This window comes from Klebsiella sp. GG_Kp175 (assembly GCF_040062325.1).
Lineage (GTDB): Bacteria > Pseudomonadota > Gammaproteobacteria > Enterobacterales > Enterobacteriaceae > Klebsiella > Klebsiella quasipneumoniae.
On the sequence record NZ_JBEAFX010000012.1, the window covers coordinates 125,583 to 146,950 of the forward strand.

The window sequence follows — 21,368 nt, forward strand, 5'->3', positions numbered from 1 at the left end:
CGCTGGTGAATTATCTTATCAACTGCCGCGTTTACCGCCGGATTTACCAATGGCCCGGTGCAGGTCGTTGATTCGCTTCAGGGATTTCACCGTTTTTTGTGGCGTGGTGGAGGCCACCGACAGAACAATCATCTCCAGACAGACCAGCACCGTGCCGTGCAGCGGCATCCGGCTACTGTCCCCGCCGCGCGGGACGTCAATCACCACCTGCGCCTCCTGGCTGAAGCGCGAGTCCACCGCCTGGGTCAGCAGGATGGTCGGAATACCCAAGCGCTTCGCCTCGCGCAGGGTGGTCATCCCCTCACGATGGGGCGATTTTTGCCCCATCATGATCAGCACATCGCCGCGCTGCAGGCCGATGAGCTGCTCGGCGAGGCTGAAACCCGTGCGGTTCATCACATACGCCGGCAGGCCAATGCGGCTGAACAGCCGGGCGGTGTATTCGGCGAGGATCCCCGAGGCGCCGATACCGAAGATCCCCACCTGGCGTGCGTCGCTGAGCAATGCCACCGCCTGAGCCACCGCCGCGCGGTTGTCGGCCCGCGACAGGACCTCGCAAACCCGTTGATGGCCTTCCAGCACAAAATCAATACTGGAATTGACGTCGCTGGAGAGCGCGGTGACCGTGGAGCGCATCTTTTCCGCCGAGGTGACCGAGGTGCCGAACCAGCGCTCCATGGTCTGCTTAAGCTCGCGCAGCCCGGCGAAGCCCAGCGCCTGGATGGCGCGCACCACCGTGGCGTCGGAGGTCTGGGTCGCAGCGGCGATCTCCATCGCCGTCTGCTCCAGCACCACCTCGCGGTTGTCGTTGATATAGCTGACCACGGCCCGCAGTCGGGGAGAGAGCTGATGCGCCCGGGCGCGATAGCGTTCGCCGAACAGGTCGACCCGCCCCTTCTCTTTTTTTATCGCGCTTTTCATTTGGCCTCCGCCGGGAGCGGCCTGCCGGCAATATGCGACTGCACCTGGGCCACCATCAGGGAGAGCGCGGCGTAGGAGTTGGAGATCACCTCCTCCCGCGGCAGCAAAATATAGTGCCCGGTGCGGCAGGCGCGCATAAAGTCGCACCAGCCGGGCATCACCGCTTCCATCGCCTGCAGCTCATCCTGCGGCTTGCCGCCGGTATCCGACCGCCAGGTGGCGAAGACAAAATCGGCGTCCAGCTCCGGCAGCTGTTCCGCGCTGACGTCAATGCGCTGGCCGTCGGGGATCCGCTCAATCAGCGGCGGAAAGCGGAACCCGGCGTCGCGCAGCACCCGGCCCAGGGCATGATACGAATGATGCACCGTGACCTTGCCATTGTTCGCCTGGATCACCGAGACGGTGTACTGAGAAGGGTTGACCATCGCTTTCAGCTGCTTGATTTGTTCCTGATAACGGCGCTCAAGGATCGCCAGCCGCGGCTGGGTGCTGGTCAGCTGGGCCAGCTTGCGGTAAATATCCGGGGCGCTGCCCTGCAGATGGTCGATACTCACCGTCGGGGCAATCTTCTCCAGCTGCTCCACCGACACGTGGCGACTGGGCTCGGTGATGATCAGATCCGGCCTGACGGCAGCCACCGCTTCCAGATCGATATCGGCGGTGCCAATAAAGCGGATATCGCTGTTATCGAAATCGACACCGGTGAGCTGGGCGCTGGAGCGCAGATAGTGGCTGCCGTCCGGGCGCGTGCGGCCGTGGCTGGCGATCGGTGGCACCCCGAGCTCAATCAGCGGAATAGTAATATCGAGATCGTGCATCGAAACAATGCGCTGCGGATGCAGCGGGACGGTGACCGTGCGGCCTAAATCATCGGTAAAAGTTTGAGTATGTGGGTCGGCGGCGCTGACGGCCCCCGTCAGCAACAGCAGCAATGAGACGAACCAACGCATAATACCTTCCTGATTAAAGGGCATCACGGCGACGCCAGAGCAAGACAACAAAGAACGGGCAGCCCACCAGGGCAATCACAATCCCCGCCGGGATCTGCAGCGGCGCAAACGCCAACCGGCCAAGGGTATCGGTCGCCAGCACCAGCAAGGCGCCAATCAGGGCGCTGCCGCTCAGCAGCGAGACCTGGCCGCCGCGCAGCACGAAACGCGCCATATGCGGCGCCATCAGGCCCACAAAGCCCAGGCTGCCGACGCAGGAGACGCTGGCCGAGGTCAGCAGCACCGGGGCGAAAAAGCGCAGCAGAGTCAACTGCTGCAGACGCACCCCGAGGCCGATGGCGGTTCGGTCGCCCAGCAGCGTCGCGTCCGCCGCCCGGGCGGTACAGAACAGGATGATGGCCCCGGGCAGCGCCCAGCAAAAGGCCACCGCCAGCAGCGGCCAGGTGGCGGCCTGCAGGCTGCCCGCCAGCCAGATCATCGCCGTCTGCACGTCGCGTACGTCGGCGGTGGTCATAAAGATGCCGACCGCCGCCGCCAGGGTCCAGGAGACGCCGATGCCAATTAAAATAAAGCGCGGCCGCGAGCAGTCGCGGGCCAGCGTCAGGACCAGCAGGGCCACCGCCACGCCACCGACCATCCCCGCCAGCGGCCGCCAGACCAGGCCTACCGCCGGGAAAAACAGCACCAGCGCCAGGACCACGATGCTGGCCCCCTCTTTAACGCCGATCAGCCCCGGGTCGGCCAGCCCGTTGCGGGTGATACTCTGCATCGCCGCGCCGGCCAGCCCCAGCATGGCCCCGCACAGCAGCGCCATCAGGATCCGCGGCAGGCGAATATCAAACAGAATAAAGCGCGGCTGCTCGCCCATCTCCTGTGGCGCCAGCAGGGCCTGCGCCAGCGTCGATGCGGGCAGCGGATAGCTGCCGCGGCTGAGGCTGTACAGCCCGAGCGCCAGCAGCATCAGCAGCATAAAGGCGGCAATTTTCAGCGCCGCCGGGCGCAGCAGCAGCTGGCGGGAAGCGAAAAGCAGCGGCCGAAAACCGGCCCGGTGAACGGCGCGCGTCATTTAAAAAACCTCGCGGCGATAAAGATAAACAGCGGTGCGCCCACCAGGGCGGTCATCGCCCCGGTGGCCAGCTCCTGCGGCGCGACCAGCGTCCGGGCGGCGATATCCGCCAGGAGCAGCACCAGCGCCCCTACCGGCGCCGCCAGGGGCAGCGCCAGGCGGATATCTTCCGTCACCAGACGGCGCACCACGTGCGGCACCACCAGCCCGACGAAGCCGATCGGTCCGGCCACCGCCACCGCCGCGCCGCAGAGCAGCGCAATCGCCAGCAGGCCCAGCAGCCGCGTCTGGACGAGGTTCACGCCGAGGCCCAGCGCCACCTTATCCCCCAGAGCCAGCACGTTAAGGCGCGGGGCAAGGAACAGCGCGACGCCAAGGCCGATCAGCGCCGGGACCAGCGCCGTCCACAGCGTGCTCCAGTTCAGCCCGGCCAGATCGCCCGCCAGCCAGGTGCGCATCGCCAGCAGCGTTTGTTCATCGAGAATTAATATCGCCGCCGTCACCGCCGACGCAAACGCCGACAGCGCTACCCCGCACAGCGTGATGCGCAGCGGCGTCGCTCCGCCGCGACCGGCAGAGGCCAGCACCATCACCCCGCCGAACAGCAGCGCCGCGCCGCAGGCGGCGGTCAGCGGCCGCGCGGCGGGGAAAGCGCCGAGAGAGAGCCCCAGCGCGGAGGTCGCCACCACTGCCAGCGACGCGCCGGCGTTAAGGCCGAGGATATGCGGCTCGCCCAGCGGGTTGCGGATCACCGTCTGCAGCAGCAGCCCGGCGACGCCGAGCGCCGCGCCGGTCAGCAGCGCCGCCGCCAGCCGCACCAGGCGCAGTTCGACGATAATCCGCTGCTCGAAATTGCGCGGATTGTACTCCAGCAGCGCCTGCAGCACCGTCTGCGGGGCGATCCAGCGGGCGCCCAGGCCAAGATGCACCAGCGAACCGGCGATAAGCAGCAGCGTAAGCAGGAGCAGCGCCAGTCGGGGACGGGCGCGCCGCCGCGCGGAAAGCAGGATAGTCACGCTCATTGCGCCGCCGCCTGGCGGGCGCGAAACGGCATAAAGAAGGGTTTGCCGGTTTGCGGGTTAATCGACATCTGCACGTCAACGTCAAACACGCGTTTAATCAGCTCAGGGCTACAGACTTCGTTGTCGCTAATCGTACCGGCGATGCGCCCCTGTTTGAGAAACACCAGCAGATCGGCGTAGTTCACGGCAAAGTTGAGGTCATGGAGCACCGTCACCACCGTGCGGCCATGTTCGCGGGTCAGGGTCTGGAGCAGCTCGAGAATATCGACCTGATAGCGCAGGTCGAGCCAGGTGGTCGGCTCATCGAGCAGAATGGTGGCCGTTTGCTGCGCCAGCGCCATGGCGATCCAGCAGCGCTGACGCTGGCCGCCGGAGAGGCTGTCCACCGGCAGATGAGCGAACTCGCGGGTGCCCGTTAAGCGCAGCGCCTCCTCCACCGCCAGCTCATCGGCGTCTGACCACTGGCGCATCAGACCCTGCCACGGATAGCGCCCACGCGAGACCAGCTCGAAAACCGTTAACCCTTCCGGGGTCAGCGGCGATTGAGGCAGGATGCCGAGCTGGCGCGAGACGGCCTTCGTCGGCATCTGATGAATGGCTTGCCCGTCCAGACGCACGCAGCCGCCGAGCGGCTTCAGCATCCTGGCGATAGTCGACAACAGCGTTGATTTGCCGGAGCCGTTCGCCCCTGCCAGCACCGTCATTTTGCCGCTGGGGATGGTCAGGTTGATGTCGTCAACGATCAGGGTCTGGCCGTAGCCGGCTGACAGGGCATCCAGTACGATCCCCTGCTCTGCAGGTGTCACCCGCTGTGGCATAACTCGCTCCTGCGCCGCAGCGTTCCAGGCGATGGCTGGACATTCTGCAGTCAAATCAAAATAAATCTCATTCTCTTTTGATCATGACGGGGATGAATGTAGTAGTCAATAGTCGCCATCGTCTTCCTGCGGAGACGCTGACTACAGCGAGGCTGCGCCAACGCAACATAATTTTAATAAAACAATATCAAAGAGATAAGTGCATAACGCTCCCTACTTGAGGCGTTTAAAACGTCCTGTTCCTCGCCGCTGAAATTTTATCTTGCATAACGTTTACTACTACATTCCTTCATGGTTGAATGATTCTCAATTACACATATAAAGGCGCGTTCAGACGCTAAACCACGTGTTTTTATTATTCAGGGCAATGATTTTATTGGCTTTATCTGACCGCAAAGGCAGATTCGTTCACGAGAAAAAGATAATGACTCAACCCCATGTCGCCTTCACCTCGTTGCAAGGGCGGGCGCTTTTTTCGCTTCTTTTTTTAGCCTCACCGGGATTAATGGCCGCGGAAAATCACGCGGCGAAAGATAACAACGATGCGGAAGAGACCATCACCGTGGTGGCCAACGACGCCCGGCAGAGCGCCACCAGCGGCTATCAACCGCTCAGCTCCTCTACCGCGACGTTGACCTCAATGCCGCTGCTGGATATTCCGCAGGTGGTGAATACCGTCAGCGATCGGGTTCTCGAAGATCAGCACGCCACCTCGCTCGATGAGGCGCTGTATAACGTGGCCAACGTGGTGCAGACCAACACCCTTGGCGGCACCCAGGACGCTTTTACCCGCCGCGGCTTCGGCGCTAACCGCGACGGCTCGATCATGACCAACGGCCTGCGCACCGTGCTGCCGCGCAGCTTTAACGCCGCCACCGAACGGGTGGAAGTCCTGAAGGGACCCGCCTCGACGCTGTACGGTATTCTCGACCCCGGCGGGCTGATCAACGTCATCACCAAACGTCCGGAGCGGCAGTTCTCCGGTTCGGTTTCCGGGACGTCCACCAGCTTTGGCGGCGGCACCGGCAGCGTCGACGTCACCGGCCCCATCGAAGGCACGAATCTGGCGTACCGGCTGATCGGCGAATATCAGAATGAGGATTACTGGCGCAACTTTGGTAAAAACAAAAGCCGCTTTATCGCCCCTTCCCTGACCTGGTTTGGCGACCGGGCGACGGTGACCGCGTCCTATTCGCACCGCGACTACAGCGCCCCCTTCGACCGCGGCACTATCTTCGATCTCAATACCGGGCATGCGGTGAACGCCGATCGCAAAACCCGCTTCGATGAAGCCTTTAATATTACCGATGGCTATTCCGACCTCGCCCAGCTCAACGCCGAGTATCGCCTTAACGACGCCTGGACCGCGCGCTTCGATTACAGCTACAGCCAGGATCACTATAACGATAACCAGGCGCGGGTGATGGCCTATGATTCGGCGACCGGCAACCTCACCCGCCGGGTTGACGGTACCCATGGCTCCACGCAGAAGATGCACTCGACCCGCGCCGACCTGCAGGGCAACGTGGTGGTGGGTGGCTTTTATAACGAACTGCTGACCGGCGTCGCCTATGAGAATTACGATCTGCTGCGCACCGATATGCTGCGCTGCAAGAACGTGAAAGGCTTTAACATCTATCATCCGGTCTACGGCACCCTGGACACCTGCAATACCGTCTCCGCGTCCGACAGCGATCAGCGGATCCAGCAGGAGAGCTATGCCGCTTACGTGCAGGACGCGCTGTACCTCACCGACAACTGGATCGCCGTCGCCGGCGTGCGCTACCAGTATTACACCCAGTACGCCGGTAAAGGCCGACCGTTTAACGTCAATACCGACAGCCGCGATGAGAAATGGACGCCGAAAGCCGGCCTGGTCTACAAAGTGACGCCGAACGTGTCGCTGTTCGCCAACGTCGCCCAGTCGTTTATGCCGCAGTCGTCGATCGCCAGCTATATCGGCGAGCTGCCGCCGGAAGAGTCCACCGCCTACGAAGTGGGCGCCAAATTCGACCTGCTGGAGGGCATTACCGCCAATATCGCGCTGTTTGATATCCATAAGCGCAACGTGCTGTACACCGAGAGTATTGGTGATGAGACGGTGGCGAAAACCGCGGGCAAGGTGCGTTCCCAGGGCGTGGAAGTGGACCTGGCCGGGTCCATCACCGATAACCTCAGCGTGATCGCCAGCTACGGCTACACCGACGCCAAAGTGCTGGAAGATCCGGATTACGCCGGGAAACCGCTGCCAAACGTACCGAAACATACCGGCTCGCTGTTCCTGACCTATGACATTCATAACGTCTATAACAGCAATACCCTGACCGTCGGCGGCGGCGGTCATGCGGTCAGCAAGCGCTCCGGCACCAACGGCGCGGATTATTATCTGCAGGGCTATGCGGTGGCGGATGTGTTCGCCGCCTATAAGATGAAGCTGCAGTATCCGGTGACGCTGCAGGTGAACGTGAAGAACCTGTTTGATAAGACCTATTACACCTCTTCCATCGGCACCAATAACCTCGGTAACCAGATTGGCGATCCGCGCGAGGTGCAGTTCACGGTGAAGATGGATTTTTAACCCTTACACTGGCGCCGGACGTCGATTGCCGGGCGGCGCTGCGCTTGCACCGGCCTACGGACCTTCCCCTTCCTGTGGAGTTCGTAGGCCCGGTAAGGCGCAGCCGCCATCGGACAAAACAGGCGCCCGGCGCCGGATGCCCATTGCCGGGCGGCGCTGCGCTTGCACCGGCCTACAACAGCATGGCCTGCGGTCCTTCCCCTTCCTGTGGAGTTCGTAGGCCCGGTAAGGCGCAGCCGCCACCGGGCATTGCGTTCAGCTTACCAGTCCTCCTCCTGGCCGAGGATGCGCAATATATCCTGACGATGCTGCAGCAGCTGCGGGTTATCGCGATGGCGGGGAAAGGCCAGCGGCAAGGCGAACTCGGCGATAATCCGCCCCGGACGCGGCGACATCACCAGCACCCGCTCGCACAGCAGCAGCGCCTCTTCGATATCGTGGGTCACCAGCAGGCTGGTATAACCCTGCTGCTGCCAGAGGGCGATCAGCTCCCGCTGCATACTGATGCGGGTCAGCGAGTCCAGCTTGCCCAGCGGTTCGTCGAGCAGCAGCAGGCGCGGCTCGTTCAACAACGCGCGCGCCAGCGCGGCGCGCTGCGCCATCCCCCCTGACAGCTGCCGCGGCCACGCCTCGCTGAAGGCCTGCAGCCCGATGCGGTCAATCAGCGCGTCGGCCTTTGCTTCCAGCCCCCTTTTGCCCTGCGCCTGCGGGCCCAGCAGTACGTTCTGCCGCACCGTCAGCCACGGATAGAGCGTCGGATCCTGAAACACCAGTATGCGCTCCGGCCCCGGAGCGCCGAGCGGCGCGCCGTCGAACTGCATCTGTCCGCTCTGCGGCGCTTCCAGCCCGGCCAGCAGCCGCAGCAGGGTGGATTTACCGCAGCCGGAAGGACCCAGCAGCGCCACGCTTTCCCCCGGCCGCAGCTGCAGGCTGATATTCTCCAGCACCGGCACCGCCTGTTTGCCGAGCGTAAACGCGTGATGAAGATGGCTTATCGATACCGCCGCGCCGCGCGCTATCGTCTGCGAACCTGACGTCGCGGTTACCATTGCATCCCTCCCCGCTGCCAGCTCAGCAGCTTATCGCGCAGCATAAATAATCCGCTAATCAGGCCGGAGCACAGCAAGGCCATCACCAGCAGCGCGGCGTACATATTGGGATAGGCCGCCCAGCCCTGGGCCCACTGGAGGTAAAAGCCGATCCCCGACTTCACCCCGACCATTTCAGCCACAATCAGCACCGAAAACGACGCGCCAAGCCCCATAAACAGGCCGACAAAGACGTTCGGCAGCGCGGCGGGGATCGCCACCCGCAGGATCAGGAAACGCTGGCTGGCGCCGAGGGTCCGCGCCACGTCGTACCACGCCTTGTCAATGCCAATGACCCCGGACCAGGTCAGCACCGTGACCGGGAACCAGGTGCTCAGCGCAATCAAAAACACGCTGGCGCCGAAGCTTGACGGAAAGATAAACAGGCACAGCGGCAGCAGCGCGGTAGACGGCACCGGCCCCAGCAGGCGTAACACCGGATGGAGCCAGTAGCCAATCCGTTGCGACCAGCCAATGGCCAGACCGGTGATGAACCCGCTGCTGGTGCCGAGCAGCACGCCGAGCCCCAGCAGCCCCAGGGAGTGCAACAGGCTGTCGAGCAGGCGCGGCCAGTCATCATGCAGCACCTCGATCAGCGCCTGCGGCGGCGCGAAAAACGGCACCGGCAGCACGCCGCTCTTGGCGGTCAGCCCTTCCCAGGCAGCGAACAGCACCGGCAGCAGCGCCAGCCACTTGCCGGCATGCCGCACGCGCGCGCCGCGCGCTCGCCAGTAGCGATAGCTCAGCGCCAGCAGCAGCAAGCCGCCGCCGAAGGTGAACTGCGCCAGCGCCCAGCCCTCGCTAAACGGCCAGCGCCGCCCGGCATCGGGCCAGGTCAGAGTAAACAGACCGCCCAGCAGCCACAGCGCGGCGGCCAGCAGCCCTTCTCCCCACAGCGGCGCGCGGCCGGTGGGGCGCGCCAGAGCCTGCTCAAGCGAAGACGTTGGCATAGATACTCTCCGCAAACTGATGGGGATCGGTGCCCGGTTTGATCACCTGCACCCGCTGCAGGTCGACCGCGTACTGCGTCAGCTCTTTCACGAACGCCTCACCCACCGCGTGGTGGCCGTGCCCCTGCCCGTGCAGAATACCGCTCACCTCCGCTTCATTGGTATTGAGCGCATGGGCAAGGAAGGATTGCGCCACGCTTTCCGGGTGTTCTGCGGCATAGCTGTGCGCTTCAAGGATCGCCTGAGTGAGCGCCGCGGCGGCCGGTTTATGGTCCCGCGCCAGGCTCCCGCTCACCCCCAGCACGCAGCAGCTGAGGTTGGCATAATCTCCGGTCATATTGCTGGCGACAAGCTGATACTTGCCGGTCTCCAGCAGCCGATAGCTGAACGGCTCGCTGCCGCTGATGGCGGCGATTTCGCGCTTGTCCAGCGCCACGCTGAGCAGATCCGCCGGGTAGACTTTCCACTGCACGTCGCTGATCGGGTCGATACCGTGGCGCTTAAGCAGAATGGCGAAGAAGTTTTTATCCGGCCCGGCCATGTCGGTGACGCCGATGGTTTGTCCCTTCAGGCTCTCGAGGCCGCCGAACGGCGAGTCTTTGGCCGTCAGCAGGTTCAGACAGCCGCCGTGGGTCCCGGCGGTGAGCTTGACGTCAAAACCCTGCTCCAGCGCCTTCAGCCAGCGAAGCGCCATCCCCACCCCGGCGTCGGCCTTGCCGGTGGCGATCGCCTCCAGCAGCACATCGGTGGAGTTACCGAAGTTAACAAACTCAACGTCGAGGTTATATTTACTGAAAATCTTCTGCTGCTCGGCGACGGCGACCGGCGCGAGGCATACCGCGCTTTTGTTGATCGCCAGCTTGATCTTGTAGGGCTGAGGCAGGCGCAGCGCCGGATGGGCATCACCGCTGGCCATCTCCGCCATATCGTGAGCCCACAGCGGCAGAGAAACCCCGGCCAGCGCCAGGCCGCCGCTAAGCTGTAAAAAACGGCGGCGGGAAAAAGCGGATCGGCTCATGGCGTCACCTCCGCGTGGGCCGGCGCGGCGGGCACGCTAAAGCTGGGGTCAAAGGTCGGCTTCACGTCCAGCCGGGTACGGATCAGGCCGTTGGCGAGATAAAAGTCCGCCGTCGCCTGCTGCTGGGTCACGGTTTCCTCTGCCAGCGGCTGCCACTGCGACTGGCGGTTGGCAAACTGTGCGCGGGCGATCTCCGCCGGGAAGCGGATGATCTCCCCCAGCGTTTTGCCGTAGCTGTCGAGATTGGCGTAGGCCCAGCGCTCGGCGCCGGCCAGGCGCTGGAGATAATCCTGCAGCGCGGCGCGCTTTTGCGGATCGTTAAGCGCGGAATCCGTTGCCGCAAGGAAGGTATTCCCCGGCAGCAGCCCTTTGCCGCTCACCAGGTTCTGCCCCTCGTTGGTCTTCACCATTTGGGTGGTGTAGGGCTCCCAGGTCGCCCAGGCGTCCACCGAACCGTTAAGCAGCGCCACTTTGGCGTCCACCGGGCCGAGGAACACCCACTGCACCTCCTTCGGCGAGATGCCCGCCTGCTCGAGCGCTTTCAGCGCCACGAAATGACCAATCGACCCTTTGCCGGTGGCAATGCGCTTGCCTTTTAACCCGGCGGCGGTTTTTATCGCGCTGCCGGGGGAAACCAGCACCGCGGTCCCCGCCGGATTGCTTTTGTCCACGGCAATCGCTTTCACCGGCGCGCCGTTAGCCAGGGCGAAGAGCAGCGGCGCATCGCCGATGATCCCCGCGTCCACTGCGCCCGCGTTAAGGGCTTCCGCCAGCGGCGCGGCGGCCGGGAATTCAGCCCACTTAATGTCATAGGGGAGGTTTTGCAGGGCGTTGGCCGCCTCCAGCTGCGAACGCATGCCGCCTTTTTGATCGGCGATGCGCAGGGTAAGCCGCTCCTGCGCCGTCGCGTAACCGCCCAGCGCCAGCAGCATCAGCGCTGCCGCCACCCGGCCTGAGAATGATAGACGCATCGTGATTATCCTTGTGATTGAAAGACGAAGTGGCCGGCTGCCAGCCAGGCGCTGTCGCTCTGCGGGGTATGCACCCGGCCGCAGAGCACATTACGGTAGTGGCGTTCCAGCGGGTTCTGTCGGCTGAGGCCATGATTACCGGTCAACTCGAGCGCGATATTCACCGCCTGAATGGCGTTGTCGGTAATGGTGACTTTCGCCAGATTGGCCTCGATGGCGGAAAAGCGCAGCGCGGCGGCCTGCTCCAGCAGGCTGCGGTTCACCAGCAGCAGCCCGGCGATCTGCCCGACCTTCTCCTGCACCCGCGGCAGGCGGGAAAGCGGATGGCCGAGGCCCGCGGGCACTCGCCCCGTCAGCCACCTCACCAGCCAGTCGTGAGCGGCGCGGGCGATGCTGTCATAGATCGCCGCCAGCAGCGCCGTCTGCCGGTTGGCGAACAGGCGCAACGGTTCCGCCTGGGCAGAGGGTGGCGCATCGACAGGCCAGACATCCACCGCGTGCTCTGCCGCCACCCGCACGTGGCGAAAAATCACCTCATGGCTGCCGGTGGCCCGCATCCCGGCGTGATCCCAGCTTTTCACCACGCTAATCCCGGCGCTGTCGCCAGGCACCAGCCAGGTGCCCACCCGCGGCGGGTTATCATCGCTTCTCGCCCATACCGCCAGCCAGCGTAGCCCTTCAATGCCGGTGGTATAGATTTTATGACCGTTGATGTCCCAGCCGTCCGCGCAGCGGCTCGCCACGGTGTCCGGCAGGCCGCCGCGCGCCGGGGAACCCAGCTCCGGCTCAACGCGCAGGCTGTTGATCAGGCCACCGCGTTCGACGGCGTCGTGAAAAACCTGCTGGCGCAGCGGCGCGTGCCAGGCGTCGTTTTCCGCCAGCCGCAAATGGTGCAGATACTGCATGCAGACGATCAGCGCCGTCGCCGGCTCACCCCAGGCGATGGCGGCGATGGCCTGCTGCAGCTGGGCCAGGCTGGCGCCCGCGCCGCCGTAAGCACGCGGCACGGCGAGGCTTAACCAGCCCCCCGCGCGCAGGTGGTCGATATTGCGCCAGGGAAAGTCGCCGCTGGCGTCGAGGCTGGCCGCCTGCTCCGCCATCTGTTGGCGTACCGCCGTCAGCTGCTGCGCCCAGTCGTCGCGCTCAGGATGGATCACGATGCGCGCTCCGCCGCCGCACGCCGCGCGGCTTTTTCACGAGCGATCGGCAACAGCGCCCGGCCGTAGTCTGCCGCATCGTTCAGCGGGTCGAATCCGCGGATCAGGAAGTTGCGCACCCCGAGGTCGTAGTAATCGAGCAGCGCATCGGCCACCTGCTCCGGGGTGCCCACCAGGGCGGTAGAGTTATGCCCGCCGCCCACCAGCTGGGCGATGCCGGTCCACAGGCGTTTGTCCACCACTCTGCCCTGCGCGGCGGTGGCCCGCAGCCGCTGGGCGCCGATGCTGTCCGGTTTGGCCTTGAAACCGCCCCCGCGCTGCGCCGCCTGCTCGGTGGCGACATGCAGGATATGCTCGGCTTTCTCCCAGGCCTCGGCTTCGCTGTCGGCGATAATCGGCCGGAACGAGACGCTGAAACCGATGTCACGCTGGTGTTTCGCCGCTTCGGCGCGCACGCGCTGGATGGTCTCGCCGGTTTGCGCCAGCGACTCGCCCCACAGGGCGAAGACGTCGGCGTGTTTGCCGGCGACGGCGATGGCCGCTGCCGACGAACCGCCGAAGTAGATGGGAAGATGCGGCTTTTGCAGCGGACGAATAGCTGACCAGGCCTGTTCGGCCTGATAAAACTCGTTGTGAATATCGACAGGCTGCTCGCTGGTCCACACCTGGCGCACCACGTCGAGGAAGGCGTCGGTGCGGGCATAGCGCTGGTCGTGGTCGAGGTAATCGCCGTCCCGGCGCTGCTCGGCGTCATTGCCGCCGCTGATGATATGCACCGCCAGCCGGCCCCCCAGCAGATGCTCAAGGGTGGCGAATTTGCGCGCGGCGAGGGTCGGCGATACAAAACCGGGGCGATGGGCCAGCAGGTACTGAATTTTCTGCGTCGACAGTCCGGCCAGGGCGGTTACCAGAAAGCCGTCGGGTTGATCGGACCAGTGCCCCACCAGCAGGCGATCGAACCCGGCGGCTTCATGGGTTTGCGCGAAGCGAACAATATAGTCGCGGTCAAAGATCGGCCCCACCGGGGCAATCGTTTCGGAAGAGAGGCGGTGGCCAATCATGCCAAGAAACTGAATGCTCATGAACAACTCCTTGCGTCAGGGTAATGGAGTGGCCGCGACGGCGGCGCTGGTCATTACCCTATACAGAGTGTGTTAATGAACAAAATGCATTTTTATCATATCTTAATATGCAAGGCTTGCATTAATAGAAAATGAGTAGTGTTTTCAGTCGGATACTGTCAGCTGCTGCACCACTTTGCTGGCGAAAAAGATCAGCGGCGACTGCAGGTTGGCCAGATACTGAGCGTGGATCAGCCACAGCGACACCGCAGGCTGAAAATTGCTGAGGTTGACGACCTCGATCTCGTCCCGCCACGGGCTGGCCGCCAGCGCCGCCCGCGGCACCAGACCCAGCCCCAGTCCCTGCGCCACCAGCGCCATCTGCAGCTGGGCGCCCGCGCTCTCGACGTTAAGCTTCAGGCGCAGGCCCTGGCTTTGCAGCTCGCGGATGAGCCCGGCGCGCAGGCCACAGCCATCGGGGTTAAGGATCCAGCCCTGTTCGACGCACTCCCGCAGCGACGACGCCCGCAGATTCAGCCGCCGGGCGGCAATCGGCACCACCTCCAGGGGGCACAGCAGACGCCCGCTGTAGCCCTCGGCGAGGGTCTGCTGGGCGGGGCCCATCGCCAGCATCCCGTCCAGTTCGCCGTTTTCCAGCCGGCGCTGCAGCTCTCCGCTCCAGCCGCAGGTGACCTGCGGGGACAGTGCGGAAAACTGCTGGCTCAGCGCCGCCAGCGCCGCCGGCAGCGCGATCTCGCTGATACTCTGCGGTACGCCGAGACGCAGCGCGCCGCGCGGCTCGCCTTGCGGATCCAACAGGCTGTAGAGCTTTTTCGTCTCGCGCTTAATGCTCAGGCACTGCTCGTACACCCGCTGACCGGCGGCGGTCAGGGTCAGCGGGCGGGTCTGACGCGCTAACAGCGTGACGTTCAGCTCCTGCTCCAGACGCTGCAGGCGCCGGGTGATCGCCGACTGGGTGATCCCCAGATAATCCGCCGCCTGATTGAGGGAAGAAAACTGCACTGTGGCCAGCAGAGCGTCAATATCGTCGATGCGCATAGGATCCTTATGTGAAATTTGCATATTAATATATGCGTAAATTGCATTTAAATAATATTAACGCCTCTGTTAGCGTTTTGACCAGTCCCTCTGACAGGAAGCGCACATGACTGCACCACGACTGGAAAAATTACGCCATTTTATTCATGAGGTTGACCGTCTGCACCGGGAACACCACTCGACCGCGCCGCTGCTTGACGCCGTGGCGCAGCGGCTGGCGGCGCTGGTGCGTCACGACGACTGGCTGCCGGAAGAGTACACCCTGCCGCACCCACACCATTACCAGCAGTATCTGCTGCATGCCGACTCCGGCGAGCGCTTCTCGATCGTCAGCTTCGTCTGGGGGCCGGGACAGGCGACGCCGATCCATGACCACCGGGTGTGGGGGGCCATTGGGATGCTGCGCGGCGCGGAGGAAAATCAACGCTACCAGCTGGATGCCGATGGCATACCGCGCGCGCTGGGCGCCGCCACGCTTCTGCAGGCAGGTCAGGTGGAGAAAGTCTCCGCTGACGATGGCGACATTCATCGCGTCAGCAATGCGCTGGCGGATCGCGTCTCCATCAGCATACATGTTTACGGCGGCAACATCGGCGCGGTGAAGCGCGCAGTGTATACCCCGGAAGGCCAGCAAAAATCGTTTATATCCGGCTACTCCAACCGCCATTTACCCAATATCTGGGATTCCTCCCGCGAACACCAAGGATAACCATTATGTCCACTTACGCTTATCGCCAGGCCGCCGGGATCCGTCAGGCGCTGCTCGACCGTCGTGAACTGGCGCTGATCGACGTCCGTGAAGAGGCCGATTTCGCCACCGCTCATCCACTGTTTGCCGTCAATCTGCCGCTCAGCAAACTGGAGCTGGAGGTCCGCCGGCGGATACCGCGCTTCACCACCCCGCTCACCGTCTACGACAACGGCGAGGGGCTGGCGGAGATCGCCGTCGAACGGCTGCGGGCCTGGGGCTATCAGGATGTGGCCCTGCTGGCCGAGGGTCTCGCCGGCTGGCGCCGCAGCGGCGGCGAGCTGTTTCAGGACGTCAACTCTGCCAGTAAAGCTTTTGGCGAGCTGGTGGAAAGCGTGCGTCACACGCCGTCGCTCAGCGCCCAGGAGGTTCAGGCGCTCATCGACAACCGGCAGGAGGTGGTGATCGTCGACGCCCGGCGCTTCGATGAGTACCAGACCATGAGCATCCCCGGCAGCATCAGCGTGCCCGGCGGCGAGCTGGTCCTGCGGGTGGAGAGCCTGACGCCCTCCCCGCAGACGCCGATCATCGTCAACTGCGCCGGACGCACCCGCAGCATCATCGGCACCCAGTCGCTGATCAACGCCGGAGTGCCGAACCCGGTCCATGCCCTGCGCAATGGCACTATCGGCTGGACGCTGGCCGGTCAGACGCTGGCGCACCAGCAGCAGCGGCAATACGACCCCTCCGCCCGCGCCTCTGGCGTCCGGGCCGCCGAGGCGGCGCATCTCGCCGAACGGGCCGGGGTGGCAGTCATCGATGAAGCGACGCTACAACGCTGGCGGCAGCAGAGCGACCGCACCACCTTCCTGTTTGATGTCCGCAGCCCCGAGGAGTACGCGGCGGGCCACTATCCTGGCAGCCTGAGCGCGCCAGGCGGCCAGCTGGTGCAGGAGACCGATCACTTCGCCAGCGTGCGGGGAGCGCGGATAGTGTTACTGGATGACGATGGCGTCCGGGCGGCGATGACCGGCTCGTGGCTGGCGCAGATGGGCTGGGAGACGGCGCGGCTGAGCGCGCTGTCGGCCAGCCAGCTGAGCGAGCGCGGGGTGCCGGCCGCCGAAGTGCCCCCCGCCCCGCCGGCGGAGGAGATAAGCCCGGCGCAGCTGGCGCAACAGCTGGAGGAGCCCGGGACGGTGGTGCTCGATTTTACCACCAGCGCCAACTTTGTCGCCCGCCATATCCCCGGCGCGTGGTGGCTGACGCGCTCGCAGCTGCGCCAGGCCCTGGAAGCGATCCCTCCCGCGCAACGTTACGTGGTGACCTGCGGCAGCAGCCTGCTGGCCCGCTACGCGGTGCCCGAAGTGGCGGCCTTAACCGGTAAGCCGGTACAGGTATTGCGCGGCGGGACGCTGGCGTGGATCGCCGCCGGTCTGCCGCTGGCCCATGGCGACGACGGCCTCGCCGTCGAGCGCCGGGACCGCTATCGTCGTCCGTACGAAGGGACCGATAATTCCGCAGAGGCCATGCAGGCCTATCTGGAGTGGGAGTACGGCCTGGTGGATCAGCTGGCCCGCGACGGCACCCACGGTTTTCGGGTGATCTAACGCCAGCGCGCCTCAGGCATGACGCATGATCCACGAGTACTGAAAGCTCTTCGGCGCCGGAAAATGGGTCCGGCGCCGGTAGGAGCCCAGCGATTGCGGCGTGCGGCGGCGGCAATAAACACCTCCAGCGGCGCATTGCCCGCCCCCGCCCCCATCCCGGCCAGGCTGGCGTCTATGCGATCGCAGCCCTCTTCCACCGCGGCGATAGAGTTGGCCACCCCGAGGCTCAGGTTATGGTGGGCATGCATCCCGGTGGCGGTCTCCGGCTTCAGCACCGCCTTCAGCGCGCGGAAGCGGTCGCGAATGTCGTTCATGTTCATCGCCCCGCCGGAATCCACCACGTAGATGCAGGTCGCCCCATAGGATTCCATCTTCAGCGCCTGCTGCGCCAGCGCCTGCGGGGAGATCATATGGCTCATCATCAGAAAACCGACGGTGTCCATCCCCAGCTCGCGGGCAAAGGCAATATGCTGCGCCGCGACGTCCGCTTCGCTGCAGTGGGTGGCGACCCGCACCACCCGCGCCCCGGCCTGATACGCGGCTTTCAGGTCGTGCAGCGTGCCGATGCCCGGCAGCAGCAAGGTGGCGATTTTCGCCTGGCTGACCACCGCCGCCGCCGCTTCAATCCAGGCGATATCACTGTGGGCGCCAAAGCCGTAGTTGAAGCTGGATCCCTGCAGCCCATCGCCGTGGGCCACTTCGATGGAGTCCACCCCCGCCTTATCCAGCGCGCCGGCAATCTGCTGCATCTGCGCCAGGGAATACTGGTGACGAATAGCGTGCATACCATCGCGCAGCGTCACATCCGAAATGTAGAGTTTTTTACCGTTCATGCTGTCGCTCCCGCCGCGCTGTTCATTGCCCCGGCCATTTGCTCCGCCGTCGCCAGCGCCGCTGAGGTCATAATATCGAGGTTGCCGGCGTACGCCGGCAGATAGTGCGCCGCCCCTTCCACTTCGAGGTAAACCGCGGTTTTCAGGCCGGAAAAACGGCCCACGCCGGGGAGGTTGACCGGATTATCCTCGGGGATAACCTCAAACTGCACCTGCTGCTTCAGCCGGTAGCCTGGCACGTAAGCCTGCACCGCCGCCATCTCGGCGATCGAGGCGGCAATCGCCTCCTGGGACGCCATCTCGCTCAGCACATACACGGTATCGCGCATCATTAGCGGCGGCTCCGCCGGGTTGAGCACGATAATCGCCTTGCCCTTGCCCGCGCCGCCGACTTTTTCAATCGCCTGCGAGGTGGTTTCGGTGAATTCGTCGATATTCGCCCGCGTGCCCGGCCCGGCGGATTGACTGGCGATGGAGGCCACGATCTCCGCGTAATGTACTTTCGCCACCCGCGAGACCGCGGCGACCATCGGGATGGTCGCCTGGCCGCCGCAGGTCACCATATTGACGTTGCCCTGGTGGAGGTTGGCCGCGAGGTTGACCACCGGCACGCAGTATGGGCCAATCGCCGCCGGCGTCAGGTCGATGACGCGGATCCCCGGCTTCGCTTCGCGCAGCGCGGCATCGTTTTTGACGTGCGCCCCGGCGCTGGTGGCGTCGAAGACGAAGTCGATATCGGCAAACTCCGCCATCTGCATCAGGCCGCCTACCCCTTCGTGGGTGGTCGCTACCCCCATGCGCCGGGCGCGGGCCAGACCATCCGACTGTGGATCGATGCCGACCATCACCGCCATTTCAAGATGCTGGCCGTGGCGCAGAATTTTAATCATTAAATCGGTGCCGATATTTCCGGAGCCGATAATGGCGACTTTACGTTTACGCATCACGATGTTCTTCTCCGGCGGCGACGAAGCGTGCCGCGACTGAGCCAATACCTTCGATATGGGCGACAAAGCTGTCCCCCTCGTTAATCGCCACCATCGGGCCTAGCGCCCCGGTGAGCACAATATCCCCCGCCCGCAGCGGTTCGCCGAGGCTGGCCATCTTGCGCGCCAGCCAGACCGCGGCGTTCAGCGGATGCCCCAGGCACTCGCTGCCCCGGCCGCTGGAGACCAGCTCCTGGTTGCGGGTCATCCGCATGGCGCACTGCTTCAGATCCAGCCCCGCCGGGCGCTGCGCCGGGCCGCCGATGACGTACAGGCCGCAGGAGGCGTTATCGGCGACAGTGTCGACAAAGCCGATTGACCAGTCGCGAATCCGGCTGCCCACCACCTCCAGCGCCGGCAGCACCCATTCGATGGCGTGATACAGTTCATCAAAAGTGGTATCGGCATGGGGCAGATCATGTTTCAGCACCAGGGCGATCTCGGCCTCCACCTTCGGCTGCAGCACGCGGCCAAACGGCACGTCGGCGTTGTCGCCGTAGCACATGTCGGCAAACAGGGTGCCGAAATCCGGCTGGTTGACCCCCAGCTGCTGCTGCACTTTGGGATGGGTCAGGCCCACCTTGCGGCCCACCACCCGCCGGCCATGGGCCACGTGGTGCTGAACGTTCAGGCGCTGGATGGCGTAGGCGGCGTCGGCGTTGTCGACGCCGAGGATATCGCGCAGCGGGGCGATCGCCTGGCCGGTCCGTTCGGCGTCGCGCAGCTGCTGCGCCAGCGCGTCAAGAGAAAAAGTCATCATCACTCCTTAAGCCCGTGCGAGGAAATTGAGCACCAGCTGATTAAAACTGTCGGCATGTTCCCACTGCGCCCAGTGGCCGCAGTCGCGGTAAATATGCAGCTCAGCGCCGGCGATCCCGGCGAGCAGGCGCAGCCCGGCGTCCATCGGCACGAAGCGGTCGTTGCGTCCCCAGACGATCAGTGTTGGCGCAGCGATCTCGCCCAGCCGCGGACCAAAGTCAGGGAACTGCTTCGGGTTGGCTTCGAGGCTCTTGACGAAGTTGTCCAGATGGTCGCGGCGCGACAGCATATTGTTCAGCCGCGCCTCGAACAGCGCGTCAGTGAGGTCGCGGGTGTCAAAGACGAAAATGCTCATCATCTTCTTCAGGTTTTCAATGGTCGGCTCGCGGTACAGGGCGTTCAGCAGCTTGATGCCCTCCGTCGGCATCGGCGTGAACAGGCTCATGCCGCCGGTCCCCCCGCCCATCAGCACCAGCTTAGCCACCCGCTCCGGCCAGCTCAGGGTGAAGGCCACTGCGCTGTGGCCGCCCATCGAGTTGCCCAGCAGATGGACTTTATCGATCCCCAGCTGATCGACCACGCTTTTCAAAATGCGGGCGTTGAGATCCGAACGCGAGCCGCTGTTGACGATCGAATCGCTCTTCCCCCACCCCGGACAGTCGAGGAGCAGCACGCGATAGCCCGCCTCGACCAGCGGGTCAATATTGCGGCTGAAGTTGGCCCAGCCGGTAGCCCCCGGCCCGGAGCCGTGGAGCATCACCACGGTCTCTTTCCCGTCGCCGCAGTCATTGATATGGATACGCAGCGTGCGGCCCCCTTCGTCGACGTTGAGGAATCGGCTGGTGGCGGCTTCGGTTTGCGGTTGATAGCTCATGTTAGTCTCCCGGTTAATCAAATCTCGGTGGTGGCGCTCAGCGAGCCGAATCCGGCGATCCACTCGGGGATCGGCCGGTAATAGCGGCCTTCGCTACGCCAGCGGCCAAAAGCGGATAGCGCGGCAAAGGCGGCCACCCAGGTCTTAATTTCGTGCGTCGATTTGCCGGCCATCGCCGACAGCTCGTCGTTGCCGAGCGCGTCCAGTTCGCTCAGCCGCCCCTGCTCCAGCAGGCTCATAAAGCGGTTGTCCCACACCGGATTAAGGGGATGGAGCGAGCGCGGGTCCTCGGTAAACCGGCGGGCGGCGCTGATCACCCGCTGCTGGCGCAGCTCGCGTTCGTCCGGCGGCAGCTGTTTGCCGCTGCCGAGCAGGCGGTCGCGCAGATGGGCGTCGGCCTTCGCCAGCTCCGGCACAGGCGGCTGGTGCGACAGCCCGCCAGATCCGAGGATCAGCACCCGCTTATTGAGGGTGTTGAGGAAGCGGCCCATCGCCTCGCCAAGCTGCCGGGTGCGTTGAAAACCCGGTAGCGGCGCGGCGACGCCGTTAATAAACACCGGCAGCACCGGCAGGCGATCCAGCCCACCCAGCAAAAACTCCAGCGGCTGGGCGAAGCCATGGTCCACCTGCATGTTGTACGACACCGCCAGGTCGATACCGCTGTTGAGCACGGCGTGAGCGCAGGCTTCTGCCAGCTCGGTGGGCACCGGCAGGTCGCCGGCGGCGCTGGCGAAGTCGCCGATGGCGGTGGCGCCGACGCCGAGGCAGAACGGCGGCATCACGTCATAGAAAAAACCGTTGTAGTGATCGGGGGCGAAGAGCACCACCAGTTCGGGATCGAATTCAGCGATCCGCCGCCGGGCGTCGGCAATCACCCCGTTGACCTCATCAAGGACCGCCTGCTCCGGGTCAACGAATCCCACCAGCGGGGTGTGCGACAGACAGTGCAGATAGGCATGCAT

Annotated in this window: 17 protein-coding genes and 4 pseudogenes; 3 read left to right on the plus strand and 18 right to left on the minus strand. The window is 64.3% G+C overall.

Features of this window, described 5'->3' with window-relative positions; all coding sequences use genetic code 11:
* Positions 1-18 precede the first annotated feature (18 nt).
* From ABLU73_RS18370 to ABLU73_RS18390, 5 genes and pseudogenes are all read right to left on the minus strand, one after another.
* A pseudogene (locus ABLU73_RS18370) lies at positions 19-952 on the minus strand (MurR/RpiR family transcriptional regulator).
* Positions 918-1,895, minus strand: coding sequence for an ABC transporter substrate-binding protein (locus tag ABLU73_RS18375; protein ID WP_074194065.1), 978 nt, complete (start codon positions 1,893-1,895; stop codon positions 918-920). Before ABLU73_RS18375 ends, ABLU73_RS18370 begins: the two are co-directional and overlap by 35 nt.
* Positions 1,885-2,937, minus strand: a complete 1,053-nt coding sequence (locus tag ABLU73_RS18380; protein WP_250202715.1) for an iron ABC transporter permease — start codon at positions 2,935-2,937, stop codon at positions 1,885-1,887. Before ABLU73_RS18380 ends, ABLU73_RS18375 begins: the two co-directional genes overlap by 11 nt.
* Positions 2,934-3,959: an iron ABC transporter permease gene (locus ABLU73_RS18385; RefSeq protein ID WP_048324554.1), complete on the minus strand. Its 1,026-nt coding sequence runs from the start codon at positions 3,957-3,959 to the stop codon at positions 2,934-2,936. Before ABLU73_RS18385 ends, ABLU73_RS18380 begins: the two co-directional genes overlap by 4 nt.
* Positions 3,956-4,777: an ABC transporter ATP-binding protein gene (locus ABLU73_RS18390; protein WP_004203036.1), complete on the minus strand. Its 822-nt coding sequence runs from the start codon at positions 4,775-4,777 to the stop codon at positions 3,956-3,958. Before ABLU73_RS18390 ends, ABLU73_RS18385 begins: the two co-directional genes overlap by 4 nt.
* A gap of 505 nt (positions 4,778-5,282) precedes the next feature.
* On the opposite strand from ABLU73_RS18390, the gene ABLU73_RS18395 reads away from it, so the two are divergent.
* Positions 5,283-7,355: a TonB-dependent siderophore receptor gene (locus ABLU73_RS18395; protein ID WP_264924699.1), complete on the plus strand. Its 2,073-nt coding sequence runs from the start codon at positions 5,283-5,285 to the stop codon at positions 7,353-7,355.
* Between the two features lie 260 nt (positions 7,356-7,615).
* On the opposite strand, the gene ABLU73_RS18400 is transcribed toward ABLU73_RS18395, so the two are convergent.
* The 7 genes and pseudogenes from ABLU73_RS18400 to ABLU73_RS18430 all read right to left on the minus strand — a co-directional run bounded on the left by ABLU73_RS18400 (position 7,616) and on the right by ABLU73_RS18430 (position 14,659).
* The gene (locus ABLU73_RS18400) at positions 7,616-8,404 is read right to left on the minus strand and encodes an ABC transporter ATP-binding protein (RefSeq protein ID WP_017901271.1); all 789 of its coding nucleotides are present in this window, start codon (positions 8,402-8,404) and stop codon (positions 7,616-7,618) included.
* Positions 8,398-9,393 (minus strand): ABC transporter permease subunit, encoded by a 996-nt coding sequence (locus tag ABLU73_RS18405; RefSeq protein WP_069135777.1) that lies wholly within the window; start codon positions 9,391-9,393, stop codon positions 8,398-8,400. Before ABLU73_RS18405 ends, ABLU73_RS18400 begins: the two co-directional genes overlap by 7 nt.
* Positions 9,374-10,411: an ABC transporter substrate-binding protein gene (locus tag ABLU73_RS18410; protein ID WP_043519842.1), complete on the minus strand. Its 1,038-nt coding sequence runs from the start codon at positions 10,409-10,411 to the stop codon at positions 9,374-9,376. Before ABLU73_RS18410 ends, ABLU73_RS18405 begins: the two co-directional genes overlap by 20 nt.
* Positions 10,408-11,382: an ABC transporter substrate-binding protein gene (locus ABLU73_RS18415; RefSeq protein WP_348850344.1), complete on the minus strand. Its 975-nt coding sequence runs from the start codon at positions 11,380-11,382 to the stop codon at positions 10,408-10,410. Before ABLU73_RS18415 ends, ABLU73_RS18410 begins: the two co-directional genes overlap by 4 nt.
* A 5-nt stretch (positions 11,383-11,387) precedes the next feature.
* Positions 11,388-12,539: an acyl-CoA dehydrogenase family protein gene (locus tag ABLU73_RS18420; protein WP_062914317.1), complete on the minus strand. Its 1,152-nt coding sequence runs from the start codon at positions 12,537-12,539 to the stop codon at positions 11,388-11,390.
* Positions 12,526-13,621, minus strand: a pseudogene (locus tag ABLU73_RS18425) (LLM class flavin-dependent oxidoreductase). Before ABLU73_RS18425 ends, ABLU73_RS18420 begins: the two are co-directional and overlap by 14 nt.
* A gap of 144 nt (positions 13,622-13,765) precedes the next feature.
* Complete coding sequence (locus tag ABLU73_RS18430; RefSeq protein WP_049115583.1) at positions 13,766-14,659, minus strand: LysR family transcriptional regulator; 894 nt, start codon at positions 14,657-14,659, stop codon at positions 13,766-13,768.
* A gap of 106 nt (positions 14,660-14,765) precedes the next feature.
* On the opposite strand from ABLU73_RS18430, the gene ABLU73_RS18435 reads away from it, so the two are divergent.
* Both ABLU73_RS18435 and ABLU73_RS18440 read left to right on the plus strand, forming a co-directional pair.
* The gene (locus ABLU73_RS18435; RefSeq protein ID WP_043519834.1) at positions 14,766-15,368 is read left to right on the plus strand and encodes a cysteine dioxygenase; all 603 of its coding nucleotides are present in this window, start codon (positions 14,766-14,768) and stop codon (positions 15,366-15,368) included.
* 5 nt (positions 15,369-15,373) lie between these two features.
* Complete coding sequence (locus ABLU73_RS18440; RefSeq protein WP_094334559.1) at positions 15,374-16,954, plus strand: rhodanese homology domain-containing protein; 1,581 nt, start codon at positions 15,374-15,376, stop codon at positions 16,952-16,954.
* A 12-nt stretch (positions 16,955-16,966) separates the two neighbouring features.
* On the opposite strand, the pseudogene ABLU73_RS18445 reads toward ABLU73_RS18440, so the two are convergent.
* The 6 genes and pseudogenes from ABLU73_RS18445 to mhpB all read right to left on the minus strand — a co-directional run.
* Positions 16,967-17,056, minus strand: a pseudogene (locus ABLU73_RS18445) (hypothetical protein); the annotation flags it as partial.
* A gap of 2 nt (positions 17,057-17,058) precedes the next feature.
* Positions 17,059-17,787, minus strand: a pseudogene (dmpG, locus tag ABLU73_RS18450) (4-hydroxy-2-oxovalerate aldolase); the annotation flags it as partial.
* The gene (gene mhpF / locus ABLU73_RS18455; RefSeq protein WP_274786536.1) at positions 17,784-18,731 is read right to left on the minus strand and encodes an acetaldehyde dehydrogenase; all 948 of its coding nucleotides are present in this window, start codon (positions 18,729-18,731) and stop codon (positions 17,784-17,786) included. The pseudogene dmpG and the gene mhpF, both read right to left, overlap by 4 nt.
* Positions 18,724-19,530: a 2-keto-4-pentenoate hydratase gene (gene mhpD, locus ABLU73_RS18460; RefSeq protein WP_053810241.1), complete on the minus strand. Its 807-nt coding sequence runs from the start codon at positions 19,528-19,530 to the stop codon at positions 18,724-18,726. Before mhpD ends, mhpF begins: the two co-directional genes overlap by 8 nt.
* Positions 19,531-19,539: 9 nt before the next feature.
* Positions 19,540-20,406, minus strand: a complete 867-nt coding sequence (gene mhpC, locus ABLU73_RS18465) for a 2-hydroxy-6-oxonona-2,4-dienedioate hydrolase (RefSeq protein WP_116397224.1) — start codon at positions 20,404-20,406, stop codon at positions 19,540-19,542.
* Between the two features lie 17 nt (positions 20,407-20,423).
* Positions 20,424-21,368 carry a 2,3-dihydroxyphenylpropionate/2,3-dihydroxicinnamic acid 1,2-dioxygenase gene (gene mhpB, locus ABLU73_RS18470; RefSeq protein WP_064794684.1) on the minus strand — a complete coding sequence of 315 codons (945 nt, stop codon included), beginning with the start codon at positions 21,366-21,368 and terminating at the stop codon, positions 20,424-20,426.